The sequence below is a fragment of the Polynucleobacter sp. HIN5 genome, from assembly GCF_030297555.1.
Classification (GTDB): Bacteria; Pseudomonadota; Gammaproteobacteria; order Burkholderiales; family Burkholderiaceae; genus Polynucleobacter.
This window is the reverse complement of record NZ_AP028136.1, coordinates 292726-318085: the sequence shown is the minus strand read 5'-3', so window position 1 is coordinate 318085 and position 25360 is coordinate 292726. Positions and strand designations below refer to the sequence as shown.

The following is a 25360-nucleotide window of genomic DNA, read 5'->3' as shown; positions in this document are numbered from 1 at the left end:
TTATTTAATTTAAATAAATTAAAGCCCAGACGGTAATATTTTTTTTAACCTAGATTCAAAGCTGAGCAAAATATCGTTTTTATTCAAATTTTTGGATACATAACTATATCCTGCCGCTCCAAGTTTTTGCCTAAAATCCTTATCGGCGCTCAAAATTAGTAGGGCCTCATAAAAAGCGTCGGGGTCCTCTGGTGGCACTATCAGGCCACAATGTAGAACTATGTTGGCAAGCTCAGTTCCCATTTGAGCACAAGCTAGTACAGGTCTTGAGCTAGCCATCATTCCGATGAGTTTGCTTGGCAAAACTAAATCTGCAGCGCCGGAAAGTTGGGGCAACAAATGTATATCAGCCGTCGCCAAAAATTGTGATAATCTCTCTGTTGGCTGCAATTCCAAAAAATGAACAAAATTTAGATCTTCACATTGCTTAACCAAATTGTCCTTAGCAATACCATCACCACAAAAAACAAAATGGATCGGGGGCGATGATTTATTATTCCGCTGAAATCGAATCGCAACCTGCCCCAATATTTCCAAGCCTTGCTTTGCGCCCATATTTCCGGAATACATAGCAATAACTGAATCGGAAGGAATTTTTAAAAGCTCTCGATAGGAAAATTTCTCTTGACCATTTGCTGCATTTAGATTTAAGGGTAATCTACGCACAGCTTGAATATCCGCCCAGTTGGGAAATAAGTAAACATTTTCAGCGAATACACCTTTACTATGAACCCTATTAACCATTGATCTTGAAATTGTACAAACTAAATCAAAGCGCTTTAGTAAAAATTTCTCAATGCCTAGAATTATTTTTTTAAGCCATATATTCTTCAGTAAACCCAAATCAAAAGCTGCGTCAACCTCAAAATCTTGAATGTGCATTACGGCCTTAGCTCCACCAATACGAGCAGTAATTAGCGCAGCAGACGCTGCAAATAGAGGTGGCTCAATGGTAAAAATAATATTCGGACGCCAAAATATTTGCGCTAAGATAATTGGAAAGCTACTAAGCGCAAAACTTGCTAGGTGCAATATCCTTGTGACACCACTTGGCCTCATTGGAACCCAAATTGGACAGCGCCAAACTTTTACGCCGCACCATGTTTCTTTACTCCAAAAGTATTTTTTATACCCTGATCTGATTTTCCATTGTGGATAATAAGGGGGAGCAGTTATTACGTGAACGACATGACCTTTCGAGGCAAGCCAGCTCGCCATTTCACTGGTATATTTTCCTATTCCAATAAGATCCGGATGAAAATTTATGGATTGAATGACTATTTTCATTTTAAAAAAAATTGAAAAAAGGCATTACAAATTAAATAAATTTTTGTTTAAATAAAAAATCAGCCTGAATAGCTTGGCCCGATAGATCATAGTTAGAATTAAAAATTCCGATAAGATTAAATTTGTGATGGTGTAACCACTCAATAATCTCATAAGCCAATTTTTGTCCAGAATACAGTTCAATGAATGAACATTCGCAATAAATAAAATCAAATTTTTCAATCAATGCCTCACAACCCTTTAAGGCCTCCATCTCAAAGCCCTGCACATCAAGCTTTAACATAGCAGGAGAATTTATATCCTCTGGCATTAAGTATGAAGTCAGCGGAGCTACGTCAACCTCGATTATATTTTTCTCTTGAGTACCTGGATAGAATTCAATTTGATTGGGGCCTATAGGTAGTAAAGATGAGGAATCTTCGTGGGCAGATACATGCATCACTGAACGAATAGTTTTGGGGCCAATTGCCACTTCTTTCAAACAGACACTGGCATCATTTCTAAATAAAGTCTTAAATTTCTTTGCGGGGGCTTTTAGGGGCTCAAATGAAATTATACGAGCATGAGGAATGCGTTCTCGACAGGCTAGAGCAAACTGTCCCTTATTAGCCCCTATATCAACAATTGTCTTAAAGCCAGGTTTCAAAACTGAGTAGTGCTCAACACCAGCAAAAACACCATACCTAAAAAATGCGAGCAATAACCTAGGAGACCTCAGGATACGACCGGCTTTTTTGATGCGAATAATATATAAGTCGATGCTCATTTATTTAACCAATCCTAGGCGGGTAAAAACTATGTTCAAGCCTTAGGATCACCAATGATCCTAAATTTGTCCGCAAAAGAAGGAATCATCAAAGCTTAAAGCCAGCGGCTACTGCATCTGTATAAAACATTTTTACGGTATCCAAAGAGTACTCCTTTAAGTCATAACCAATAAGAGGCAATTTTTTAAGAATGTCATTAGTAACCGTAATAACGTGACAACCAATTTCATCAGCCTGAAATATATTCAATAACTCTCTTGGACTTGCCCAAATTAATTCAGCTGCAGGTGCCGACTTTAATAAGCCCAAAGCAGAGGTCATGAGTGGAACTGGATCATTCCCGGTATCAGCTATACGACCAGCAAAGACTGACACGTAACTTGGAGTATTTGGATCTAAAGCGGCAACCACATTGCGAACCTGATCTAGAGTCATTATTGCAGTCACATTCAATTTAACCTTTTGATTTGCAAGTTTTTCTACTAGCGCGTAACAGGTTTCTTGCCTGGTATTAGTGATGGGAATTTTTACATAAACGTTATCTCCCCAACTGGCAATCTCCAAAGCTTGACGCTCCATTTCATTGAAATCATCAGAAAAGACCTCAAATGAGAGGGGCTTATCTTTAATAAAAGTTAGAATATCTTTACAAAATGCTCGGTAATCTGTGATGCCCGCCTTCCTCATTAAAGTGGGATTGGTTGTCAAACCTTTGATAAAAGTCTTTTGATACATATCAAGCATTCCGGCTTTATCGGCCCCATCAGCAAAAATCTTCACTTTTAAATCTTCTACTTTTTTCATTTAAAACTCTCCAAGGATAATTTTTTTTACTTCTAATAAAGATGACACAATAAAATCGGGCGCATCTGGTTTTTGTTCGGCATAACGGTAATTTATAAAAAAGGTCTTACATCCAGCAGCAGCTCCCGCCTCAACATCGCGCCAACGATCCCCGACCATAAAACTTTTAGACAAATCAATATTGTGCTCCTGGGCTGCCTCAAGCAATGCACCGGGCAACGGTTTCCTGCAACTACATCCATCGCTACTATCGTGATAGCAGGTCTTAAAGCCGTCTATTGGCAATTGAGACGCCAAAAAAGCATTCATCAGCTCAACGTCTTCCCTCTTTACAGCACCTCTCGATACATCGGGTTGATTAGTCACAACTATCAATAAATAATTTGCATCATGAAGCTTTTGGAGTGCTTCATAAACTCCCGGCAAAATTTCTAGCTCCGCCAATGAAGACGGAGGGTGGGGCTTACCATCACGCACAATTGCCCGATTAATTACCCCATCCCGATCTAAAAAGACTGCGCGCCTCAATGAATTTATATCACCAACTTATTTAGCGGTGGATTCCCATTTGGTTTGATTTGCTTTTAACTTAGGATGTGAAACCAAGAGGTGCCAAACTACTGCCTGAAAGGCTTCTGAATGTGGGGTCACATTATCGGTATTTACCGTTGGAACAATCACGCAAGCATCGGCGACTTGGGCGGTATATCCCCCATCACGACCTACCACCCCAATTACTCTAGAACCGACAGATTTGGAATACTTTAAAGCTTCAACTAAATTAGGGCTTATATTTTTTTCTAGATTGCCACCGCCAACAGAAAAAATGAACAGCATATCTTTAGAGGAAAGTTTGCTAATTTTGAGCCATTCAACAAAAATAGAGGCCCATCCCTCATCATTTGTGCGTGCAGTTAACTCAGATACGTTATCAGTGGGGGCATAAGATTCGATACCCACAATTTTTCGAAAATCATTCACGGCATGCGAACAGTTCCCTGCACTACCACCCACACCTAAAAAAAAGATTCGGCCACCATCTGTTTTAACTTGAGCCAATAGATCTGCCATTTTTTCAATTGCGGCTGTATCCATCTTTTTGATGATCTCAACTGCTTCGGTTAGATGTTGCTCTGCATAACTCATAAATCACCCTTTTCTACTTGCTTTAATAAATAAGCTTGAGTATCCACTATTCCTTGATATGACCCAATTTCATAAAATCTCTCAAAAACCTCATAGCCAGCCAACTCTCCGACTAACGATAAATTATTATAAACTTTGGAAAGATCAAATGGCCGTCTAGGAGGGTAAGCTCGTAGTACGGTTCTTTGCAGTATGCCTAAGCCATAATCGATGTAATGCATTTGAGGTCGTATTACAGTCTTGTTATATTCAATAATTTGACCGGCAGCAAACTCCACATTACTTTTATCCCAACGATTCTGATTCTTCAGTACGGTCATTAAACCTTTTTTACCACTAGCTAAATAGGTTTTTCCCACATCACCAAAATCAATAGGTAGATAAGAGTCGCCATATAGAATAAAAAAATGTTCTCCAAGCAATGGCAGGGCCTGTCTGAGTGCGCCCCCCGTCCCTAGGAGTGCTGGACCATCTATAGAATAGCTAACGTGCATATCCCATCGAGAGCCATTCCCTACAACTTCTTGAATCATTTCACCTAAAAATCCAATACATAAAACTACTGAATTAATGCCTTGTTTACGAAGATAATCGAGTTGATGGCAAATAAATGGTTTGCCAGCTACCTCAATGAGTGACTTAGGGATTTCTTCTGTTATGGGGCGTAGGCGTGTAGCCAAGCCACCCGCTAATATTGCGACTGAGAACATTAGGATGACATCATGACCTTGGTGCCTTCAAAATCAAACCTAAAGCGCACCTCTTCTAATCCAGCACCAGCCATCGCCTGACGTAATTGAGTGCGGTCTTTTGCCATGAACATCAAAAAACCGCCGCCGCCAGCCCCAACCAACTTTCCACCAATCGCGCCATTACTTATAGCCAATTGATACCACTCGTCAATCTTGGGGTTACTCATACCGCCTGATCGACGCTTTTTATGCTCCCAATGTTCATGCATGAGCTGACCAAATAACTTGGTATCCCCAACCTCCAATGCCGCCTTACTTCTATGCCCCAAATCTTTTACATAATGTAAATTGGCGATCATGTCAGCATTATTTTGCTGTGACTTTTCCTTTTGATCTTTTAATATTCCGCTAGCGCTTCTTGAAAAACCGGTAAAAAAGAGCAGTAAATTGTCCTCAAGATCAAACATAGTCTCCATGCTAATCTTCAATGGAATAGCGGTTACTTTTCCATCTCTATGGAAAGTAAAGCAAGTTAACCCCCCTACGGCAGCAGCGTATTGATCCTGCTTCCCAATAGGCTCTCCAAGGCGCTCAATCTCAATATGACATGCTAACTCAGCCAACTCCTCTTGATGTATGTGACGCTTACGATGCGTATAAAGTGCCTTCAGCAAAGCAGTAGTAAAGCTGCCCGAAGAACCGAGACCCGTACCCGCGGGAATATCTGCAAGTGTGGTGATTTCCACTTGCGGCGTACGAAAATCCATAATGTCCAAAGCCTCCCGAATAATCGGATGATGAACATCTGAAGTTTTTTCTACATGCTCCAGTTGACTGTATTTGAGATAAATACCCTCCGTAAAAGGCCGCATGACTGTTACATAGACATACTTATCAATTGCTGCTGCAATTAAAAAACCTTCATGGTCTTCATAATAAGAAGCCAGATCAGTTCCACCGCCTCCCAAGGTAATGCGAAGTGGACTACGCGCAATAATCATATCCAGAATCCTTGTAAATTTTTTCAATTATTTTTAGAGCTTGATAGGCGTCATTTAGCCCGGCCGCAGGGGTACGATCTAATTGAATATCTTCATAAAATTCAGCCATCTCCACAGCCCATGAATCGTCACCCATAGGGTACTCCCACGACACGGTCTCAGGGGGGCCCATCTGCGGAAGCATTTTGTAATAAGTCAATTTTTCTAATCCATAACTGCCGCCCAGTCCAGAAATCTCTAATTTTCCATTTTTGCCATAAATCTCCATGGAAAAAAGATTTTTCCATTCTGTACATGAAGCATGCAAAAAAGCCACTTGCTTTTTGGGAGTCTTTAAAAGCATAAATCCATTATCATCAACTGGCATACTCCAATAGTAGGTGTGGGCAAAACCATCGATTTCAGAAAAGTCACCTAAAAACCAACGCGAGAGATCTATCAGATGGGGGCCTTGGTCAATTAGCTCGCCTCCTCCTGATAATTTAGGATCGGCACGCCATTCTTTGTCATAGCCCAAACGAGCGCCATGTCCATAGCGCGCACGTATAAACATTAATTCACCTAAAACACCAGAAAGAACAATCTCTTTCGCCTTTCTTAGTGCTCGATGGTAGCGATGATTAAAGCCTACATGAACTTTTGCGCCACTTTCCTGTAATGCCAATAAAATTGGCTGCAGCTCAGCACTAGTTCGTGCTGCAGGCTTTTCCACTAATACGTTTTTACCAGAACTGACTGCAGACAAGGTAATCTCTGCTAAAGAGTCATGCAATGTTGAGATGATCACAATATCAATCTCATTCATTGAAATTAAATCTTTCCAATCATTAAATGATTTAGCGTTAAAGCGATTGGCCAGTGAGTTAGCTCTATCAATAGCTATATCAGCACATGCAATTAACTTACCGCCAGAACCTAATGCATTTGCTCTTTTTTGACCTATCAATCCGCATCCAATGATACCTATGCCAAATACACTTTTTTTTTCCGTCACTTGTCGCCCCAATGAAAATCACGATCTCTACCAATAATGCGACGCAAAGTGTAAACATCGCTCTGAGAAAGATATTCCAAGTCCTGATGCCACTGTTCCCAATTATCCCAAATAGCACTAATTAACTTACCAGTAATTCTTTTGCTAGAATCACTGGCCAAAAAGAGAGCCAAATCAGCAACTCGATCCATTGAGGCTCCGCCACCATCAAGAACCTTAATTGCCATAGATGTTTCATGAATACCTGCTGCACCCCCACTTCTTAGTACCTCTTCTAACATTCCGGTTTTCATTGCTCCAGGAGCAATGCAATTAACTCGAATGTCTTGGTCCCTTAGCTCTTCAGCTATAGTCTCACTGAATCGAACCAAACCAGCTTTTGCAGTTGCATAAGCACTAAAATTTGCACGAGGACTTGCGGCACCTCCGCCAGACAAATTGATGATGGATGCGCCACCAGATTTCTTGAGTAAAGGAATAAGGCCTTGAGATAACGCAACTGGTGCAAATAAATTAACTTGTAAAGTTTGATACCAGTCCTGAAGACTAATATCAGTAAATGGCCCAATTGGACCCTGAATTGCCGCATTGTTTACTAAAACTTTTAAATCGGGTATTACTCGTTGAATATCCTTTATTAAGGAGGTTATCTCGCTACTTTCACATAAATTACAGGTTAGAGGTATGACTTTCTGACTGCTGCGATTTGGGAGATCTTTTAATATCAGTTGAATATCTCTAATTTTTCTCGCTACAACGACTAAACTATAACCAGATAACCAAAATCGTCGAACAAGGTGCGCCCCTAATCCTTTGGAGGCGCCGGTAATTAATGCAAATTTTGTCATTACCTTCTGCTCACAAAAACCCATTCATTAGCACGTAGATATTCTACAGTTTTGATTACACCCTCCCGTATTCCAAGCTTAGGCTTCCATCCTAATGATTGAATCTTATTTGTATCTAAAAAGATAAATGGATTATCTCCAATCCATCCACGATCACCGCCAGAGTAGTCAAGTCTTGGACTAACAGCTAACTCTTGACAAATCCAACTAATTGAGTCGTTCACCTCAACATAGTCTGAGACGCCTAAATTAAAAATATTAACTTTTTCCCCAGATTTTTGTATCGCCAACATAATTGCATCAATACAGTCTTGAATGTAAAGATATGACTTACGTTGCTTGCCATTTCCTAGAACAGGCAAATAAGAGGGGTTATTTTTAAGCTTTTGGTAGAAATCAAAAATGTGACCATGTGTATAGCGTTCTCCCAAAATAGAAACGAATCTGAATATCCAAGACTGAATTCCAAAACCCTCACAATATGCTGATATTAAACCTTCACATGCGGCTTTGGAAGCCCCATACAATGAGGTTTGAATTGGAAATGGCCCATCTTCAGGTGTGGGAATCACAGGCGACTCACCATACACAGATCCTGTAGAAGAAAAAACAATTTTTTTTATGCCATTACTACGAATTGCCTCTAAGACATTAAAAGTGGCAATAGTATTCTGTTCCAAGTCTTTATGGGGATGATCAGTACCAAAGCGAACATCTGCATTCGCAGCTAAATGGAATACGATCTCACAGTCTTTTAGCGCTACCTTGAGACCATCTAAATTCAATAGATCAATCTCAATCAATTTAAACCTGGGATTAAGCAAAGCTTGACTAAGGAAACGTTTTTGACCAGTCGAAAAATTATCAATTCCTGTGACCACATACCCAAAATCTAGTAACCTATCCACCAAGTTACTACCAATGAATCCAGCACACCCAGTAACAGCAACAATCATCGGATTTTCCTATTATTAATTAAGTAAAGTTTTACGATAAGCATGATCTATTTGTTCGGACATTGCTTGAAGCGAGTAATACTTAGAAACAATCTTAGGCCCTAGGGAGGAAATGGTTTTTTTTAAACTCTCGTCATTAAGCATTGTAAATAATGCTTCTGATATTTGACTAGCGCAACATTCTGTAACCACTGCAACCCCATACTTTTGTAACTCTGGGGAAATGGCTACCTTATCAGATATAAGTACAGGCAATCCACAGGCTAAAGCCTCAATAACTGCAATTCCAAAATTTTCTCCGTAAGAAGGCAAAACGAATATATCAGCAGTCATTAGGGCTGAAAACTTCATTCTTTCTGAAACTGGACCCAAAAATGAAATACTTTCCTGGAGCCCTTTGGAATGAACCATAACCTTAAGATGTTGAACATAATCAGAACACCCAGGCCCAATAATTACAAAGTGAACATTCTTGACCTGTTGTGATAATTCAAGAAATGCTTCAATAGCTAATTCGATACCTTTCTTTTGATGAAGTCTTCCCAAGAAAAGCAAAATTCGTTTATCTGATAAATGGGGGTATTTATTATGAAAATAAGTTAAAGAATCTGAGTTAGGAATGTTTTCAACCGGGATCCCCTCTGTAATAACAATACCAGGTGCTAAGTTCGGAATAAATGAAGAGGTCATAAGCATTTCCGAAAAAGATGAGTACTGAATTGCTTTAGCAAACCTAAAATTTCTTTTTTCAAAAAGTTCTAACCAGAACTTTTTCAAGAGTGAATATCTACGAAAAAAAAGAACGGGATCTAACGTACCGTGTGGCCTGATAATGTAAGGGACCTTATACAATCTTGCAATAAAAGCTGCTGCAGTTGATGACAGCTGGTACAAACTCTGAACAAGTACTAGATCGTAATGTCTAATATCACGAAATAAACTAAGACATAAATCAAAAGAAAAAATATTGCCTATTAAAGCAAATTGTGAATTGAAAAATTTTGTAGGGACTCCTTCATAATCTTCTACAATTTTAGAGCGATTGGAAAATTCATTTTTATCGGAATGCTTGGTTGTATACAAACAAACTTCATGGCCCTTACTTAAGAGCGCTTTACAAATATTGAGAGTACCAGTTTTACCACCACCCGAAGATTGTGAAATATTTACAGCCAAAACAAGTATTTTCATGTGCGCCGAATAGAAAAATTATTTAATGCATTCAATACCCAGAGCATTATCCCAACGAGAAAATTCTTCCACTGAATCAAAAATATTATGGACAGAGTCATTGAAAAAAGCTCTTCTGACATAACTAAATCCAACCTTCTTAAGCTCCTCAGCTAAGGAAGGGTAATCCCACATCCACAAATGATTGCTATTGCCAAAATAATCAAATACAAAATTTTTCAAGCCGCGATTTCTTCTTACACGTCCCAAATAGGAATTTTGAAGAAATTTGATTGAAGAATCGGCAGATTTGTCAGAAATATACTCATTAACTAAAAAAGCAAGATCAGGCACAACTAAACGAAAAACACCATTTTTTTTCAGGAGACTATGAGTGTTAGAAATCGCTTTTCTAAAATCCATCAACGATAAGTGCTCAAGTACGTGAGAGCAATATACATAATCACATGAATTATCAGGAAAAGGCAAACCAAAACAAATGTCACCATATTTAACATTCTGAGGAAATTTATTAGCATTCTTATTTGAAAATCTACCTATAAATGGAATTTTCTCAAAACGAAGTGTTGGTGATGCGTCAAAATTATGCCAATTCGAAGGGGCACACCAACCACAACCATAATGTACAGCAATAATATTTTGCATAATATAAATCTTAAAAATAACTATTTACTAGAATTTAAAAATGAAAAAGCTGTTGTAAAACTAAAAAAAGCCATAAACAAAATAAAACCAGAAGATGGGTTATTCATAATATCACTAAAGAGAGCGCATGAAAAATACAGAATTAATATAGCAATAAATCGATAATCAGAAGTTTTAATAGATAATTTAAAGGTTGTATATAAAAATCTGAAAACCCACATAATAAAAAAAATAAAACCAAAAACACCAGTATCAATTAAAAATGAAACATAGGTAGAATCAGTAGAAGAAAATTGTGAATATTTATGATATCCAAAATTGTGATATCCCAAACCAAATCCGAATAGTGGTGATTCGTAAAACATGTCAGTCAATGAAATAAAAATATGATTTCTTGAATCAAAAAAACTATTTTCTAAAGATCCTCCTAAAATTAAAAAATCAAAATTGACTGAAAAAATAAAAATTAAAATAATTACTAGTAAAGTAAATATATATATATGTTTTTTATTATTTTGAATAAAAAAAACAAAAAGCAATAATTCAAAAAGGTAAAGCAATCCCGATCTTTTCGTTGATAAAAATATAGTGGCAAAGGAAATCGCTATAAGGAATAAGTAATACAAACCAAACTTAAGATTTGGTTTTGTAATGATAGTAAATAAAACAAGTGCTGCAAAAAAAATAGTATTTACAGGATTAAATATTCCTTCTAAAACAGGCAATCCAAAAATATTTTTTAAGTGAAACGCTGTTACGGTAAATGAAGTATCAGGGTAAAAATAAATATCCACAAAGTATAATATAAACGATGGAATTATTACTAATAATGAAAAATTTAATAAATATGTGAAAAATTCATGCATATATGTTTTATATTGCAAACAAATATGATAAAAACTTAAGCCATAAAGAAGAATTAATAAATATTGCAGAGTAATTTTTAAGACATCGTATAAATTCAATAGATTTAGTATAGAGGAAATAATACCAACTATTAATGCATAAAGAAAAAACGACAAATTCTTAAAGAAAAATTTAACAGTAAAAATTGTAATTGGAATTTTTAAATTTATAAAATTTATTAAAAGCAGAAGTGTAAGTAATGTAAAAAAAAGAATTGCACGTTTTGTTTCTTCAATTATTAGATTCCCACCAAATATGGAAAATATATAATAAAATAGAAAAATAACAAATAAATTCAGCTTAAATATCACAAATATCTATTTTTTGTGTTGATTATTAATATTAATAAATTAATAATTATAATTAAAATTATTAATTTTGGAGTAATTATCATTAATGCTATTGAGATGGAAGCGATAGTAAAGTTTTTTATAAAAAAATTAATAGATAAATTTGGAAAATTATTTACTACATATAATGGAACAAGCCAAATAGGTAATATAATATCCACGATTATCATACCAATGATAACACCTTTCAACCCATATAAGTTTCCTCCTAAGAATGCGCAAAGAATACTTAAAAGAGATGAGATAAACATTAGCTTTGAGTATTTTTTGTGTAAATTGATGGACATTAAAAGGTTCCCTGCCGTAGTCCATAGAATAAATTGAACAATATATATTAAAAATAAATCCATTAATGATGGATCGTAAATAAAATCAGATCCTAGCCATAGGATAAATATTTTTTCGCCGTATATTATTAATAATCCACTAATTAATAATGTTAAAAATAACGTGATCTCATATATTAGTTGAAATAGTGTTTTCAGTTCTTCATATTTTTTTGTCGAATATAAGTAAGTAAGTTCATGCCAGCAAGTATTTATAATTAAACTTAATATTTGTCTAGCAGAATTTACTACTGTTCTCATAACAGAAAATATTACTACTTGGCTTGATCCCAATATCAAACCCACTACAAGTAGTATTCCTTGAATATTTAACGCTTGCGATATTTGAATGTTAAAAAAATGCAAGCTCGGCTTGATTGATTTTTTAATAATTTCTATATTTGGCTTTTCAAGTTTGTAAATTTCAAGATATGGATAATTTTTATTTAAGTTTAAAATTGCATAGAAAAAAATAAATAAATTTGGTAGCACTGTACACACGGCAACGCCAATCATCTCAATGTTATTTTTTAATGCGTATATTGTTATTATTAACTGAGATATTGCTGCGATATTAGAGAGCATTATACTTTTAGATATAAATCCCTTTGATCTATAAATGCCTAAAATAATACCTAATGGTAAAGAAATTACGTAACTTAAACCTAGAATAAATATTACTGCAAAAAAATTTGTATCGCTATTTATTCTGTGAAATAAATTATTTGATTCAACTGTTAAATATAAGAATGCTATCAGGACAGCAAAAGCAATTAAGGGTAAAAGGGTAAAAAAAATAATCCCGGACTTTAGCTCTTCTTTATATGCTTTCTCATTTCCAACTGATTGATGCATCGTTAACTTATTAACGATATAAAGTTGTGCACCAATGTCAGATAGGGCCAAGTATGATACAAAAGATGTTAGGACTAACCAGTCGCCATAAGTATTTGTACCCCAATTTTCAATAAAAATTGGTGGTAATATTACTCTAGATGCAAGGTTTATTAATTGTGATAACACTCCTGCAAGACCACCTGTTACAAATTTTTTGTACATTTATTTAACTAAAATTCTACGATAAACATCTAATACTTTCTCCCCATATTCATTCCATCCATTAGCTTTTGAAACGCTTGCTAAAGCATTTTCTGCCATCCATTTTCTTTCTTCTGGGTTTTCATACAAGTATATTAATTTCTCTTTAATACTTATTGAAGACCTAATAGGAACGTTAAATCCATTAACACCATCGACAATGCAATCTGGTCCACCTGTATTAACTGTAGCAATAACCGGTAAACCACATGCCATTGCTTCTAATAATACTAATCCATAACCATCCTCAATTGATGGTAGTACAAATACACTTGACATTGACAATAATTTTAGTATTTGATTTCTTGATAATATTCCGGTAAGTTTTATTCGTTTATCAAAATTTTTATTTGAAATTAGCTTATCAGTTTCTATGCATTTTTTTCCAATTAAAATTAATTCACTATTTTTAATATTTGCAGATTTAAAAGCTTCAACAAGATAATGTATACCTTTTCTTATTGATAAAGCACCCAAGTATATAACTCGGAATTTTTTATCAATTTCTTTGGTTGCAGGATAAAATTCAGATAAATCCACGCCATAAGGTATTACCGATATTTTTTTACTTGAAAACCCTTTTTTAATAAATGTGTCCTTAGAAAAACTTGAAGCCACAAAAATATGGTCCGATTCGAGATACTCTAATTGTTCAGTTTCTATTACCCTTTCATCAGTTAAACCACCACTAATATTTTTTACCCCCATCAAATTGCACTCTTCTTCGATAATTTCTTTCTGAAATACTATGTGGGATGAGCCATGATCACAAACGTACCTCATTCCCATCCTTTTTGCCTGCCTACCTGCCTGTAAATTATGGCAACTTAGTCCATGAAAAATATCTGCATTAATTAAATTTCTTTTTGCGTAATTATCATGAAAAAAATGGGAGCCTCTGCTTAAATTTTTTTCTAAAAAAGCTGGAAGCATATTTATTCTATGCAAGAACATGTATGGCGTGACAAACCATGGAAATGAATATATTATTTTTGATTCAACAGGCATTTTTTGTTTATTTAATTTCCATGAAGGGTAACTGGAAATCATTCTTGCTAATAAATCTTTTTTATAAAGAAATTTGGCGAGAGCATGCATATGACCTGCCACCAGTGATGACAAAATAATTTTCATTATTTTTTTATACCTTAAGAGATGGTTTTTTATAAATTATTGTTAAACCAGCTATAAGTAGATCTGATTTTTTGTATTTACTCAGTAGGAGACGTGTTTTGATTGGATATTTTTTTAAGAATTTTATAGTACCGGGATCAATTGAACAGCTGAGGTGCAATTGCTGGAAGCCTTGCTCTTCCAGCTTTTCAATATATTCCTCTGCAACAAGATAGCTAAACATATTGCTATAGATCCATGTTCTTCCATCATGCTCATTGTGTGTATAGTCTCCAAATAATTTTATGTATTCCTTGTAATTTTCTTCATTAAGCAGCAAATGATTAAAACCTGATCCTAATCCATCAAATCCTGATATATGGTCCCCAGACCAAGTTCTCCATAGAGGACCAAAATTTGCATACAATATTCCATCTGGCTTTAATATTCTGTAACATTCTGATAAAACTGCAGAAAGATTTGCCAAATGCTCAAATACAGCATCAGAACCGATGATATCTAGACTATCACTGGGGATATTCTCCATATGCTCTAGATCCTGCTGCATAAAATGAATCTTAGTATTATTGCTCTTATAGTAGTTAAGTATTGTATCCCAGGATCTTTTATAGGAATAAAAATCGATACAAAATAGCTTTTCAGGTGAATATTTTAGCCAACTAGGAATATCGCGACCAGTTCCGCATCCAGCAATCAAAATTGATTTATTTTTCAACGGAGAATACCTATTTAGAAGTTTTCTTAATATTTGGTACTCCAAGCCCCTAGTACCATAAATAAAAAGATTTATCTTAAGGGAATTGGGTATTAATCCACCATATTTTTTTTTGAGAATTTCGCTTCTGATATTAAGATACAGTGGATAAATTAAAGAACGAATTGGTTTTTTAAATATCCTCTCAAAAAGACTCTCAACTGGCAAATCCCAATCTAATGGAGTCTTATCATCTTCTTGCATTTATTTTGGCTTCCCGTTTTTTTATCTCGAAAATTGTTATCCACTCTCCATAATGAAATGCACATTTTTCTATAATGTATGGATAAGTAAATATTAATGCGTCCCTATAGCCTCTTGATGAAAATCGAGAAATATTAATGCAACTAATTAGCATAGGGAATACTAAGCATATTTCAAACAGAGATTTGATAGTTTTTAATAAAGCTATATTAATGATTTTAATAAAACTATCTTTTTCTAAAAATCTCTTACATTGAATTGATCCGACTCCACGTCCTTTCCTAATGTGCCAGTATTCATATAATTTTGCAGGGGCTATATGATCAACGGCTATTGAAAAATCAATTACTTTTTTAGCGCCTATTTCTTTTAGGCTCTTACCAAAAAAACCATCTTCACCAGCGCAAATTGGCATCACATATCCTGTTGGGAAAAGCTTGGTTTTCAATATTACTTTCCTTTTGGCACTGAAACCCTCTGTCCATTCAATCTTGTCAGGGTGAGTATTAATGTTATACAAAAAATCCCCTTTTGATCCAACAAATCTAGCCAAAAGAGCATTTTGATTCGATACCCTGGAGTTCACTAGGACATAATCTGCACCCATCTGATAATGATGAATTATTCTGCTGAAAAAATCACGTCTTGGCTGTACATCAGCATTTAGTATGCAAATAATTTCACCATTAGATATTTTTATTCCGTAATTTCTTGCTTCGCATCTACCACCACCCCCTGGATGTAAAAATTTTATTCTTGAATCCTGAAAGCTTTCAACAATTACACGAGTGGAGTCTGTTGAATCATCAACAACCAGTATTTCAAAATTTTTATAATCTTGCATCAACAATGAGCTTAATGTTTTACCAATATCTTGTTCCTCATTGTATGTTGGAATCACAACACTAATAAGCATTTTTTTTACTTAATTTATTTATAGCTTGTTTTAGTCCAAATAAATCACTCTCATAATTCCATTTCTCAATTTTTTTTATGCCATTCTGCCCTAAGTAAACTCTTAATTCTTCATTTGATAGAATTGTCTTTAAGTGATTTTTTAGAGCAGCAGTATCTCCAACTTTGTAAGTATATCCATTCACACCCTGTTCAATCAAATCTTTTGTAGCACCAACATCACTGGTAGCAATAATTGGTTTACAAAAATTCATCGCTTCATTAATAACTAATCCCCATGGCTCAAACTCTGAAGGGAGCACGAAGACGTCACAAATTGAATAAAAATCAGGAAGACGACTCTGGTTAATAAATCCAAAAAATATTACATCGTTTTCGAGTCCTTTTAATTTCACTTTAGACTTTAATTCCGATGCTAATTCGCCATCCCCAACAAAAATTAAGTAAGGCCTTGAATCGGATTCAGTATTGATTAATTCAATATAAGCACTTAATAGGTCGCAAGGTCTTTTTCTTTTTATTAACTTACTGGAAAATAAAATAATCTTACGGTTAGGATTAAGGCCTAAATTTTTTTTAATTAAGTTAATATTTTTTTCATTTAATTTCCATTTCTGTTGGAAAAAATTATTATCTACAGCGTAAGGAACCATAAACACTTTCTCAATTGGTATCCCATGGGCGTAGTAGTAATCAGAATTCATTGTTCCAATTGCTAAAAAACCATCTACATTTTTTTTTAAAAAATAAAAGAATATTTTTTTTAAGGCTTTTTTAATCTTTCCCCTTTTTGCGCTGATTGCTGTTGCCTCATCTCTTATCATTACTTTTATACCTAATAATTTTGCAATCAAAATAATGCGCAAATTTAAAAATCGGGCATATCCATGTATCCACACAAAATCGTAATTTTCAGTACGTAGAATTTTATAAATTCCATGAGAAAATGGACTCCAAAATGTTATTTTTTTGTTGCCTCCTATCGAAGGTAGAAATTTAAATGAATATCCATTAGTTAGTGGCATATCCCATTTTATAATCCTTCCAAAACCTTGATCAACATAGCCCTGAAGCGAACAATCACTCGAAAAATATACTGTCAAATCAATTGATGGATCAGTAGATATTTTTGATAATAGTGGGGCTTGATACTGTATGGGGTGTGAAACAAAGTATGCAATCTTTGTAACCATTACAAACCGCTAAATAGTGTTTTGTTTCTCTGTACCCAGTCAACTAATTCTCCAACTCCCTCTTTAACTGTAACAGTAGGGACCCATTTCAATAACTTCTTAGCCTTATTTACATCGCAAACAAAAACTTGCTGATCACCTGGTCTCCAGTCGTCCCAATGTAAAGGTATCTTTTTTTGATTCTTCTTTTCTAATAAATCTATTAGCTCAATGAGTGATAGAGTATTTTCAGGACCTCCACCAATATTAAACGCTTGCCCAACAGCCTTATCTATATTATCGATAGCTGCAAGATATGCTTTAGCTAAATCCTTTACCGATAAGACATCCCTTATCTGCATTCCATCACCATAAATTGTGATCTCTTTATCGAGTGCTGCTGCAATAGCAAACCATGCGACCCATCCTTGATCCTCAACCCCAAACTGTCTTTCGCCATAAATGCAAGATTGTCTGAATGTTGTTGACTTTATCCCAAAAATTCTGGCGTAATCTAAAGTGTACTGATCGGCAGAGCCTTTTGAGCAACCATATGGTGAATAAAACTCTAATGGAAATTTCTCATCAATGCCGTTAGGTGAATCACAATATTCATATCTATTATTCCGTTCGATCACATTCAGGGCTTCGAGTTTTCCGTAAACTTTGTTTGTTGAAGCATTAATGAAAATCGTATTAGGAGATGTCAATCGTAGAGCTTCGAGAATATTAAATGTTCCTCTCGCATTAATATCGAAATCTTCGAATGGATTTAACACTGAGGTAGTTACTGCCACCTGTGCAGCCAAGTGAATAATAACGTCTGGAGTCTCTGTTTTTATAATTTCTTTCATCAAATCATAATCACGAATATCAGCTTGGAAAAACTTTAATTTAATATTATTTTTTAACCATTCTAAGTTTATAGCTCCACCTTTTCGTGACAGGTTATCTACTATTAGTACATCCCAATCATTTTCGAAAAAAAATTTAGCGCAATTAGCTCCTATAAATCCAGCCCCCCCAGTAATTAATATTTTTCTATTCATTTCGACCTTCCTTTAAAATTTTTTGATAGACAATTCTAGTTTTTTTAGCATTGATTTCCCAATGAAATTTTTGAGAATGTTGTAATCCTCTTTCAATCTGTGAATCATGATATGGTTTTTCTAATAATAACTTTTTAATGTGTTTCGTAAAAGCAGATATGTCGTCCGGATCAGCCATCAACCCAGATGAACCCACTGCCTCAGGCAAGGAACTTGTATTTGACGACACAACTGGGGTTCCACATGCCATTGCCTCTACGGGCGGCCAACCGAAACCCTCGTACAATGAAGGAAATAATAAACAATCCACAGAATTGTACAACGCCGGCATATCACTAGGCTTTAAAAAGACATTAAATATGCGATCTTTATAATTGCTTGCCTCAGTATGTCTCTTCCAATCCTCGGTGTTTTCTCCGCTTTTTACTAAAAATAAATTTGGGAAAATTTCTGCTAGTTCATCAAAAATTTTTATTGCAGTTGCATGATTTTTATAAAACTGATGGCCTGTGATCAAAATAAATTTTCCATCTTTTTGAAAGCCAAAATTCTTTCTGGCAGTTATTTTTTCCTCTTCTGAAAAGACACGAAATTCTCTTCCTAAACCATAATAAATAACGGTAATTTTCTTAGGATCACATCCACAATATTTAATTAAATCATTTCTGGTGCTTTCACTTATAGCTATGATATGTTTCGCATATTTAAAAAAATATGCGGTTAGTTCAAACAACCAACTCCTTCTTTTATTTACAACGCCAGCAATAATTCCCCTACCAGCAAGTAACGGTATTATGTCGTGCACTGTAATGACAGTTCTTTTTTTTCCAAGGACTAGAATTAGATGAGCATATCCATGATCCAAAATATGGAAAACTTTATTTTTCTTGTTAGACAATGCCACAAGAGGATAGAGCAAATACCTTGCTACTCTCATCTGTAAATTAAAGATATTTTTTGGTATGAATTTTATTGAGTGTAAGGTTGGCCTAACTTCTGAAATATTGATGTCTGGGCAATTCTCATGCATTGCAGATATCAGATTATTGGCATAATTTTCCATGCTGATTCTTTTATCTTCATGAAAATCACGAAAGAACAGAACGCTATTATTCATAATTTCTTTGTATCCGAAAAAAATATTAGCGTTATATTTTATTTGATAGTCATGTTTCAGCCAAAAACATCATATAAAATAATCTCTAATAATTTTCCACAAGATTTATTTTAATAAAATAGAGGATCATGAATCATAGCTGATTACTCATGAAACACTCCCGAATTAGACTCAATAATTCCCATTAATAGATTTACCTATACCTAAGTAAATGTTAGTTCATTAGTAAAGTCTGTAAAATGGATGCGAATAAAAAAAAGGGGGGGGTGGCATTCGAAACACCTATCAATAAATCACTCGTGATGATAACATCTTAGAACTTATGAGAGATTATCGCTTGGTTTCAATTTAGAGATATGTTCAAAAAGATTGATGCCAATAATCATTACAAATTAAGGTTTTTTTTGATTATAACTAATTAGTAAACTCTAATTTCCTTAATGAGTAAATTTTAATCTAATTTTATAAATTTTTAAAATAAGCAATCGTTTCTTTCAGGCCATCCTCAAGGGATACCCTGGGCTCCCACCCTAATTTGGCTTTAGCTAAATCAATATTGGGCTGACGCTGCTTCGGATCATCCGATGGCAATGGTTGATGAATAATCTTGGATTTACTGCCAGAAAGCTTGAGAACCATCTCGGCAAGCTCGAGCATGGTGAACTCTCCGGGGTTGCCAATATTAACGGGGCCAGTAAAACCCTTCTCTGAGTTCATCATTCTGACCATGGCGTCGATTAGGTCATCGACATAGCAAAAACTTCGGGTCTGAGAACCGTCTCCATAAATCGTGATGTCTTTACCTTGCAAGGCCTGCACGACAAAGTTGCTCACGACCCGACCATCATTGGGATGCATCCTTGGGCCATAGGTGTTGAAGATACGTACCACTTTGATATCGGTTTGGTGTTGACGAAAGTAGTCAAAAAATAGGGTTTCAGCACAGCGCTTACCCTCGTCATAACAGGACCGAATGCCAATCGGATTGACTCTGCCCCAATAGCCCTCGGGTTGAGGATGCACCTCTGGATCACCATATACCTCACTCGTAGAGGCTTGCAAAATACGGGCGCGCGTCCGCTTAGCGAGACCTAGCATATTAATCGCACCGTGCACACTGGTTTTAGTCGTTTGCACGGGATCGTATTGGTAATGCACTGGAGAGGCGGGACACGCCAAGTTATAGATCTGATTGACCTCGACATACAAAGGAAAGGTCACATCATGGCGCATGATCTCCAAATTAGGATTACCCATCAAGTGCGCAAGGTTCTGTTTGTTGCCAGTAAAAAAGTTATCCACTACCAAAACATCATTACCCTCCCGAACCAAGCGTTCAGTCAGATGAGAGCCTAAAAAGCCAGCTCCACCGGTGATGAGGATTTTGTTTTGATTAATTGTCATAGATATCTTTCAGAAATTTTAGATTACTGCGAATTTTATTCCTAGGACCTTTTAGGCTTTTGAGATAGTTCTTGCGCAGGCATATCCCAACTCGTTGAGCGATAGGCAAATACAACCTCAACCAATATAAGTGTTAGAGAAACCACAAATGAGACTAAACCAGCAACAAACGTGATCAAGACATAACCTACATTGACCAATTTTCCAGTGCCCGAGTACAGGTGCCCCGGGGCGCAAACTCTAGTACGTTAACATTTGATGTTTAAGGGCTGCGCGATTGGATATGTACCACTTGCGCACTAGGAACAAAGCCAGCCCCAGAAAGCCCCCGAGCAGTAGACCGACCAAGAGGCTATTGCGGTTTTGAGGGAATACCGGCTCTTCTTTCAGGTAAATCGGGGCCGTGAGATGAGCCGCGCGGCTTTCGTTGCCGGTGATGATGTTTTGCATGTTCGAGATTTGATCAAGCAAGTAGCGGATTTCATCGCGGGTGGCAAGGTAGGCAGCGCTCACGGCTGCGCCTGACTTATCGGCCTTGGCGATTATTTGGGTAGCGCGGTTTAGGCGCTCCTGCTCAGTATTCAATTTTTTCACAGCCTCGTCAATATAGGGCGAGATGAGCCCGGACTGAGAGGTCTTGATGAGTTCGTAGACCGCGTTTGCGCACGCTTTGGCAGTATCCTTAGAGACATCACGGATCTTTAGGTCTACGCTCCCGCTCACACCTTTGGTGATAGTGAGCTTCACTTTACTCACAAGCGCGACTTCGGCGTTTTTTGTGTCAGATAAGCCACAGAGCGCGATGGTCTCCTTAGGGTAGGAGGTCGGAAGGGCCATCCGGCTGATGAGCGCCTGAGGCTCCTCGATATTAATGCCCAGGGGGTTAAGGTTATTGTTATTGTTGTTGATATTTGCAATCTGCGCCATCTTGATTTGAGCGCTCGCCTCGTACTGCTTAGGGGTCACCAAGAGAAAAAGGGCCGAACCTACAATACCAAGTAGAGAGCACCCAACGATAGTCTTGTATGCAGATTTAAAAAATATCAACAAATGGATTAAAGAAATTTCATGCGCGCCAGCATCAAGGTTTTGTGAGTTTAGATTTTCTGTATTTTGATGAAAATTAGTCATTAAGCCTCAAAAAAATATATTAGTTATGATTGTACGTTTATCATATAGCACTTTAACTCTAACAGTATATATTTTTGAATAATAGCTTTCAAAAAATTTAATTTTAAAAATCAAATGTCCCAAGCTCAAAGTAATCCTTCATACATTGAAATCGGCTTGATAGGAGAATACTCTTTAGGGGGGCTTTGTTTTTTTAGCGCCCTAGTCATATTTAGTTTGATTTTTTATCACAAACCTAATACGAAAATAGAAAGCCAACTTTACTGGTTTTTTGCTCTTATATTGGTAATATTTAGCGCCATACGTCCAATTGGACTATCCCGAGATGACTTACATTATTTAGAAATCTCCAAGAATATTTGCTCAATTGTAGAATGTATCCAGCTGATTCAAGGTTCACGTGATTGGGGCTGGTATCTATTTGTAGCTTTACTGAAATCAGCGATGCCAGCTGAACGTGCGATTCTAGTGCTAAGTGGCATTTGTACTTTTATCCAATTACTCATTATTGATCGACTATGCCGTCATAAATTACTGGCACTAACTTTATTTATACCTCTCAGTTACTTATATTATGATTTTACCCTTCTACGGGCCGGTCTTGCGCTAACTGTTTTTTTTATGGCTTTTTATTTTTTAGTACGTTCAAAGCAATTTTTAGGATCTACCCTTTTGCTAAGTAATTATTTTTTTCACTCACAAGGTATTTTTTCTATTGGTCTCATTTTATTTAATCAAATCTCGAGATATAAATATATAGGAATCATAGTAATCACATTACTAGTTATATTTATCTATTTAGAATGGACGCCATCTTTTGAGCAACTATTGCCCCTTAGTAAAAATGAATCTGCCCCCTATTGGGACCAATATCGACAAGGTTTATTTGATAATCAAATCAACTTTCCGTTAGCACATCTACTAATTATTGGATATGTAATTTTTATTTTACTGATCAATGATTCAACTACAGAAGAGAAGAACAGGGATCAGTTGGCCTTTGCAAGTATTTTATTAGCGATATTCCTTGCTTGGTTCTTCGCACCAATTCATGCAATCCAAACTCGCTTATTTGATTTTTATGCAGCGCCTTTAGTTTTTCTAGCTGGTAATCTTCGTGGCCCTCGGATTACACAGGGGATTACTTTGCTAATAGCAATTTTGCTTTATATCCGTATGGAATTTCTTCATAATTGGATCATTGGCTAAAAATTATTAGAAAATTTAGTTTTGGTCGCTCTCTCTTAAAGTCTTATGCGAAGATCAGTCTCCTCCAATTCATTCATTCATCGAATCGTTGATACTGGAATTATCTACGCTACAGGATTTATCGCTTTACAAATTCGTTTTTGGAACAGTCCCATACCCAATGAATCATATGAAATATTCATACTTGGTGCTTGTGTTGTTTATTTATTAATTTCATCGCAAGCTTTTAGCGAAAAATTCTCATTATCTCCAACACAACAAATACTACGAGTTAGTAAGCTCTGGCTTACTTTGTTCTTAATCGTTTTGTTTGTGATTGTTTTTACTCAAAGTGGAAATCTATTATCTCGAATTTGGTTGGTCCTTTGGTCGGCACTGGCATGGTTTTTCTTAATCTCAGGCAATCTAATAGTTGATATTATTTTTTCCAAACTTCATGGACTTGCTGCCAATAAAAAAAAGGTGGCAATCATTGGTAGCGGGGTAGTGGCGACCCAGTTAGCTGACCAAATCAACCAAACTTTCAATCCCGAATATGAATTAATCTGTACCGTTTCTCAGAGTGACGACAACTCTTCAATAGAATCACTATCGGGGCAATTATTAGATGAGATCTGGATCGCCCTTCCAATTAGCGAGTCTGCAAAACTTCCTCTCCTAATAGATCAATTGCGATTTAGTTCCGCTAGTATTAAGTATGCGCCTGATCTTTTCACATTTCGCTTGATCAATCATGGATCGACCGAGATTTTAGGTGTCAATATGCTCAATGTGAATGCCTCGCCCTTTTCTGGTCAAGCACTACTCATTAAGAATTTAGAAGACTTCATCCTTTCCTTTTTAATTTTGATTCTATTGAGTCCATTACTCTTATTTTTAGCCATAGCGGTAAAGCTCACCTCTCCTGGCCCTGTACTTTATAAGCAAGAACGGGTGGGTCTAAATGGTCGGCCATTTAAGATGCTGAAGTTTCGCTCGATGCCAGTCGATGTTGAGAAAAGTGGTGTGCGATGGGGAAATTCAGAGTCCAAAACAGTACATCCTTTCTCCAGATGGATGCGGCGTATGAATTTGGATGAATTGCCTCAGTTTATTAATGTGCTTTTGGGGCAAATGTCGATTGTAGGGCCACGACCCGAGCGGGTTGAATTTATTGATGAGTTTGCAAGACAAATCCCAAATTATGCGAAAAAACATTTGGTGAAAGCTGGAATTACTGGGTGGGCTCAGATTCATGGGCTTCGCGGCGACACTGACCTCCATAAACGGATTGAATATGATCTGTACTATATTGAAAACTGGTCTTTGTTGCTCGATCTCAAAATCATTCTCTTGACTGCTATTGAGCCTTTTTTATCAAAGAAAATCGCTTCATAATCAGGCAAATTCACGCGCACATTTATTGAGATGTTTAATCAATTCATCCCTCAACTAAAAAAATCAGTTAGGCAAATTCAACTCGTTCTTGAAAAGCCCTATCAATTCCTGGATGATCAAATCGCAATCCAGCCATTTGAGCATGCCCACCTTCCTCCAAATGTGTACCAAACTTGGGTAAATCGCCAATTTGGTAAAACACTTTACAAACATATCATTCACTTTCGAACATTAAATCCGGAGCTTAATTTTTACCTATTTGATGCCCAAAAAATTGATGCGTACATGGAGGAATTTTGGGGTAATCATCCAATATTTCAAATTTATCAAAATTCTCAATTTGGGCCCTCAAAAGCGGATATTTTCAGAGTTTGCATACTCCATGAACGCGGTGGCTTTTATTTTGATATCAATAAAGGCTGTGCAATTCCATTAAAAATGCTTCTGAAGCCAGATTCAGATTGCTTAATTTCCTATGAGCAAAATAATTGCATCCTCATGCCTGAGGAACTTATTATGGAGAGAATCCAACATCCAACAAAACTTGCCATGCAATGGTCTTTTGCGTTTGCAAAAAATCACCCCATCACCGCGATGATGATTGATGAGATTTGTAACTTTTACCCCTACTTTAGGGGTAAAACCTTTGAAAATCCGAAGGATGCGATCTTAAGCTTTACCGCTACTGGCATGCTCACACGCGTAATTCGTAAAACACTCTTGGAAAACCCGAATTTACAACTTAATCAGGCAGGAATCGATTACAACGGTCATGCCATTCCAGAAATGCCAGGCTCCTGGTCGCGCTACTTCACTTCACCCGCCTACGGTAAATCCAAAAATAGACCGATTGTTTTGTAAAACTAGAAAAATTCTAGTTATT

25 protein-coding genes and 1 pseudogene are annotated in these 25360 nt (G+C 36.2%); 4 read left to right on the top strand and 22 right to left on the bottom strand.

Features of this window, described 5'->3' with window-relative positions; translation table 11 throughout:
* Window positions 1–18 precede the first annotated feature (18 nt).
* From QUE61_RS01715 to QUE61_RS01610, 22 genes are all read right to left on the bottom strand, one after another.
* A complete protein-coding gene (locus tag QUE61_RS01715; protein WP_286307240.1) occupies window positions 19–1287 on the bottom strand; it encodes a glycosyltransferase WbuB in 1269 nt (422 codons plus the stop codon).
* A 31-nt stretch (window positions 1288–1318) separates the two neighbouring features.
* Complete coding sequence (locus QUE61_RS01710) at window positions 1319–2053, bottom strand: FkbM family methyltransferase (protein ID WP_286307239.1); 735 nt, start codon at window positions 2051–2053, stop codon at window positions 1319–1321.
* 88 nt (window positions 2054–2141) lie between these two features.
* Window positions 2142–2858 carry a transaldolase gene (locus QUE61_RS01705; RefSeq protein ID WP_286307238.1) on the bottom strand — a complete coding sequence of 239 codons (717 nt, stop codon included), beginning with the start codon at window positions 2856–2858 and terminating at the stop codon, window positions 2142–2144.
* Window positions 2859–3386 (bottom strand): D-glycero-alpha-D-manno-heptose-1,7-bisphosphate 7-phosphatase, encoded by a 528-nt coding sequence (locus tag QUE61_RS01700; protein ID WP_286307237.1) that lies wholly within the window; start codon window positions 3384–3386, stop codon window positions 2859–2861.
* A gap of 18 nt (window positions 3387–3404) precedes the next feature.
* The gene (locus QUE61_RS01695) at window positions 3405–4004 is read right to left on the bottom strand and encodes an SIS domain-containing protein (protein WP_286307236.1); all 600 of its coding nucleotides are present in this window, start codon (window positions 4002–4004) and stop codon (window positions 3405–3407) included.
* Window positions 4001–4714, bottom strand: a complete 714-nt coding sequence (locus tag QUE61_RS01690) for a nucleotidyltransferase family protein (RefSeq protein ID WP_286307235.1) — start codon at window positions 4712–4714, stop codon at window positions 4001–4003. The genes QUE61_RS01695 and QUE61_RS01690 overlap by 4 nt, the downstream gene beginning before the upstream one ends.
* A complete protein-coding gene (locus tag QUE61_RS01685) occupies window positions 4714–5697 on the bottom strand; it encodes a GHMP family kinase ATP-binding protein (RefSeq protein WP_286307234.1) in 984 nt (327 codons plus the stop codon). The genes QUE61_RS01690 and QUE61_RS01685 overlap by 1 nt, the downstream gene beginning before the upstream one ends.
* Window positions 5681–6691 carry a Gfo/Idh/MocA family protein gene (locus QUE61_RS01680; RefSeq protein ID WP_286307233.1) on the bottom strand — a complete coding sequence of 337 codons (1011 nt, stop codon included), beginning with the start codon at window positions 6689–6691 and terminating at the stop codon, window positions 5681–5683. Before QUE61_RS01680 ends, QUE61_RS01685 begins: the two co-directional genes overlap by 17 nt.
* Window positions 6688–7539: an SDR family NAD(P)-dependent oxidoreductase gene (locus tag QUE61_RS01675; protein ID WP_286307232.1), complete on the bottom strand. Its 852-nt coding sequence runs from the start codon at window positions 7537–7539 to the stop codon at window positions 6688–6690. Before QUE61_RS01675 ends, QUE61_RS01680 begins: the two co-directional genes overlap by 4 nt.
* Window positions 7539–8495 (bottom strand): NAD-dependent epimerase/dehydratase family protein, encoded by a 957-nt coding sequence (locus QUE61_RS01670; protein ID WP_286307231.1) that lies wholly within the window; start codon window positions 8493–8495, stop codon window positions 7539–7541. The genes QUE61_RS01675 and QUE61_RS01670 overlap by 1 nt, the downstream gene beginning before the upstream one ends.
* A 15-nt stretch (window positions 8496–8510) precedes the next feature.
* Window positions 8511–9686, bottom strand: coding sequence for a glycosyltransferase (locus QUE61_RS01665; RefSeq protein WP_286307230.1), 1176 nt, complete (start codon window positions 9684–9686; stop codon window positions 8511–8513).
* An 18-nt stretch (window positions 9687–9704) separates the two neighbouring features.
* A complete protein-coding gene (locus QUE61_RS01660) occupies window positions 9705–10331 on the bottom strand; it encodes a class I SAM-dependent methyltransferase (RefSeq protein WP_286307229.1) in 627 nt (208 codons plus the stop codon).
* Between the two features lie 20 nt (window positions 10332–10351).
* The gene (locus QUE61_RS01655; RefSeq protein WP_286307228.1) at window positions 10352–11197 is read right to left on the bottom strand and encodes an O-antigen ligase family protein; all 846 of its coding nucleotides are present in this window, start codon (window positions 11195–11197) and stop codon (window positions 10352–10354) included.
* Between the two features lie 347 nt (window positions 11198–11544).
* A complete protein-coding gene (locus QUE61_RS01650) occupies window positions 11545–12972 on the bottom strand; it encodes an MATE family efflux transporter (RefSeq protein WP_286307227.1) in 1428 nt (475 codons plus the stop codon).
* Window positions 12973–14145, bottom strand: a complete 1173-nt coding sequence (locus QUE61_RS01645; RefSeq protein ID WP_286307226.1) for a glycosyltransferase — start codon at window positions 14143–14145, stop codon at window positions 12973–12975. It lies immediately after the preceding gene.
* A 7-nt stretch (window positions 14146–14152) separates the two neighbouring features.
* Window positions 14153–15103 carry a class I SAM-dependent methyltransferase gene (locus QUE61_RS01640; protein WP_286307225.1) on the bottom strand — a complete coding sequence of 317 codons (951 nt, stop codon included), beginning with the start codon at window positions 15101–15103 and terminating at the stop codon, window positions 14153–14155.
* Complete coding sequence (locus QUE61_RS01635) at window positions 15090–16019, bottom strand: glycosyltransferase family 2 protein (protein WP_286307224.1); 930 nt, start codon at window positions 16017–16019, stop codon at window positions 15090–15092. Before QUE61_RS01635 ends, QUE61_RS01640 begins: the two co-directional genes overlap by 14 nt.
* Entirely contained in the window at window positions 16009–17211 is a 1203-nt protein-coding gene (locus QUE61_RS01630) for a glycosyltransferase family 4 protein (RefSeq protein WP_286307223.1), read from the bottom strand. The genes QUE61_RS01635 and QUE61_RS01630 overlap by 11 nt, the downstream gene beginning before the upstream one ends.
* A complete protein-coding gene (locus QUE61_RS01625; RefSeq protein ID WP_286307222.1) occupies window positions 17211–18239 on the bottom strand; it encodes an SDR family NAD(P)-dependent oxidoreductase in 1029 nt (342 codons plus the stop codon). The genes QUE61_RS01630 and QUE61_RS01625 overlap by 1 nt, the downstream gene beginning before the upstream one ends.
* Complete coding sequence (locus tag QUE61_RS01620) at window positions 18232–19356, bottom strand: glycosyltransferase family 4 protein (protein ID WP_286307221.1); 1125 nt, start codon at window positions 19354–19356, stop codon at window positions 18232–18234. The genes QUE61_RS01625 and QUE61_RS01620 overlap by 8 nt, the downstream gene beginning before the upstream one ends.
* 462 nt (window positions 19357–19818) lie before the next feature.
* The gene (locus tag QUE61_RS01615) at window positions 19819–20760 is read right to left on the bottom strand and encodes a UDP-glucuronic acid decarboxylase family protein (protein WP_286307220.1); all 942 of its coding nucleotides are present in this window, start codon (window positions 20758–20760) and stop codon (window positions 19819–19821) included.
* Window positions 20761–21000: 240 nt separating this feature from the next.
* Complete coding sequence (locus tag QUE61_RS01610; RefSeq protein WP_286307219.1) at window positions 21001–21891, bottom strand: Wzz/FepE/Etk N-terminal domain-containing protein; 891 nt, start codon at window positions 21889–21891, stop codon at window positions 21001–21003.
* A 114-nt stretch (window positions 21892–22005) separates the two neighbouring features.
* On the opposite strand from QUE61_RS01610, the gene QUE61_RS01605 reads away from it, so the two are divergent.
* From QUE61_RS01605 to QUE61_RS01595, 4 genes and pseudogenes are all read left to right on the top strand, one after another.
* Window positions 22006–23100 carry an EpsG family protein gene (locus QUE61_RS01605; RefSeq protein WP_286307218.1) on the top strand — a complete coding sequence of 365 codons (1095 nt, stop codon included), beginning with the start codon at window positions 22006–22008 and terminating at the stop codon, window positions 23098–23100.
* Window positions 23101–23145: 45 nt separating this feature from the next.
* Window positions 23146–24477: an undecaprenyl-phosphate glucose phosphotransferase gene (locus tag QUE61_RS01600; protein ID WP_286307217.1), complete on the top strand. Its 1332-nt coding sequence runs from the start codon at window positions 23146–23148 to the stop codon at window positions 24475–24477.
* 30 nt (window positions 24478–24507) lie between these two features.
* Window positions 24508–24912, top strand: a pseudogene (locus QUE61_RS09515) (glycosyltransferase); the annotation flags it as partial.
* Between the two features lie 81 nt (window positions 24913–24993).
* Window positions 24994–25338 carry a hypothetical protein gene (locus QUE61_RS01595; protein WP_286307216.1) on the top strand — a complete coding sequence of 115 codons (345 nt, stop codon included), beginning with the start codon at window positions 24994–24996 and terminating at the stop codon, window positions 25336–25338.
* Window positions 25339–25360 lie beyond the last annotated feature (22 nt).

Bases quoted from the DNA above. Each gene is read 5' to 3' on its own strand.
- QUE61_RS01685 (WP_286307234.1), bottom strand. From the start codon at position 5,697: ATGATTATTGCGCGTAGTCCACTTCGCATTACCTTGGGAGGCGGTGGA.
- QUE61_RS01620 (WP_286307221.1), bottom strand. From the start codon at position 19,356: ATGAATAATAGCGTTCTGTTCTTTCGTGATTTTCATGAAGATAAAAGA.
- QUE61_RS01710 (WP_286307239.1), bottom strand. From the start codon at position 2,053: ATGAGCATCGACTTATATATTATTCGCATCAAAAAAGCCGGTCGTATC.
- QUE61_RS01690 (WP_286307235.1), bottom strand. From the start codon at position 4,714: ATGTTCTCAGTCGCAATATTAGCGGGTGGCTTGGCTACACGCCTACGC.
- QUE61_RS01615 (WP_286307220.1), bottom strand. From the start codon at position 20,760: ATGACAATTAATCAAAACAAAATCCTCATCACCGGTGGAGCTGGCTTT.
- QUE61_RS01605 (WP_286307218.1), top strand. From the start codon at position 22,006: ATGTCCCAAGCTCAAAGTAATCCTTCATACATTGAAATCGGCTTGATA.
- QUE61_RS01670 (WP_286307231.1), bottom strand. From the start codon at position 8,495: ATGATTGTTGCTGTTACTGGGTGTGCTGGATTCATTGGTAGTAACTTG.
- QUE61_RS01705 (WP_286307238.1), bottom strand. From the start codon at position 2,858: ATGAAAAAAGTAGAAGATTTAAAAGTGAAGATTTTTGCTGATGGGGCC.
- QUE61_RS01675 (WP_286307232.1), bottom strand. From the start codon at position 7,539: ATGACAAAATTTGCATTAATTACCGGCGCCTCCAAAGGATTAGGGGCG.
- QUE61_RS01650 (WP_286307227.1), bottom strand. From the start codon at position 12,972: ATGTACAAAAAATTTGTAACAGGTGGTCTTGCAGGAGTGTTATCACAA.
- QUE61_RS01665 (WP_286307230.1), bottom strand. From the start codon at position 9,686: ATGAAAATACTTGTTTTGGCTGTAAATATTTCACAATCTTCGGGTGGT.
- QUE61_RS01610 (WP_286307219.1), bottom strand. From the start codon at position 21,891: ATGACTAATTTTCATCAAAATACAGAAAATCTAAACTCACAAAACCTT.
- QUE61_RS01655 (WP_286307228.1), bottom strand. From the start codon at position 11,197: ATGCATGAATTTTTCACATATTTATTAAATTTTTCATTATTAGTAATA.
- QUE61_RS01640 (WP_286307225.1), bottom strand. From the start codon at position 15,103: ATGCAAGAAGATGATAAGACTCCATTAGATTGGGATTTGCCAGTTGAG.
- QUE61_RS01715 (WP_286307240.1), bottom strand. From the start codon at position 1,287: ATGAAAATAGTCATTCAATCCATAAATTTTCATCCGGATCTTATTGGA.
- QUE61_RS01695 (WP_286307236.1), bottom strand. From the start codon at position 4,004: ATGAGTTATGCAGAGCAACATCTAACCGAAGCAGTTGAGATCATCAAA.
- QUE61_RS01600 (WP_286307217.1), top strand. From the start codon at position 23,146: ATGCGAAGATCAGTCTCCTCCAATTCATTCATTCATCGAATCGTTGAT.
- QUE61_RS01660 (WP_286307229.1), bottom strand. From the start codon at position 10,331: ATGCAAAATATTATTGCTGTACATTATGGTTGTGGTTGGTGTGCCCCT.
- QUE61_RS01630 (WP_286307223.1), bottom strand. From the start codon at position 17,211: ATGGTTACAAAGATTGCATACTTTGTTTCACACCCCATACAGTATCAA.
- QUE61_RS01645 (WP_286307226.1), bottom strand. From the start codon at position 14,145: ATGAAAATTATTTTGTCATCACTGGTGGCAGGTCATATGCATGCTCTC.
- QUE61_RS01635 (WP_286307224.1), bottom strand. From the start codon at position 16,019: ATGCTTATTAGTGTTGTGATTCCAACATACAATGAGGAACAAGATATT.
- QUE61_RS01595 (WP_286307216.1), top strand. From the start codon at position 24,994: ATGGAGAGAATCCAACATCCAACAAAACTTGCCATGCAATGGTCTTTT.
- QUE61_RS01625 (WP_286307222.1), bottom strand. From the start codon at position 18,239: ATGAATAGAAAAATATTAATTACTGGGGGGGCTGGATTTATAGGAGCT.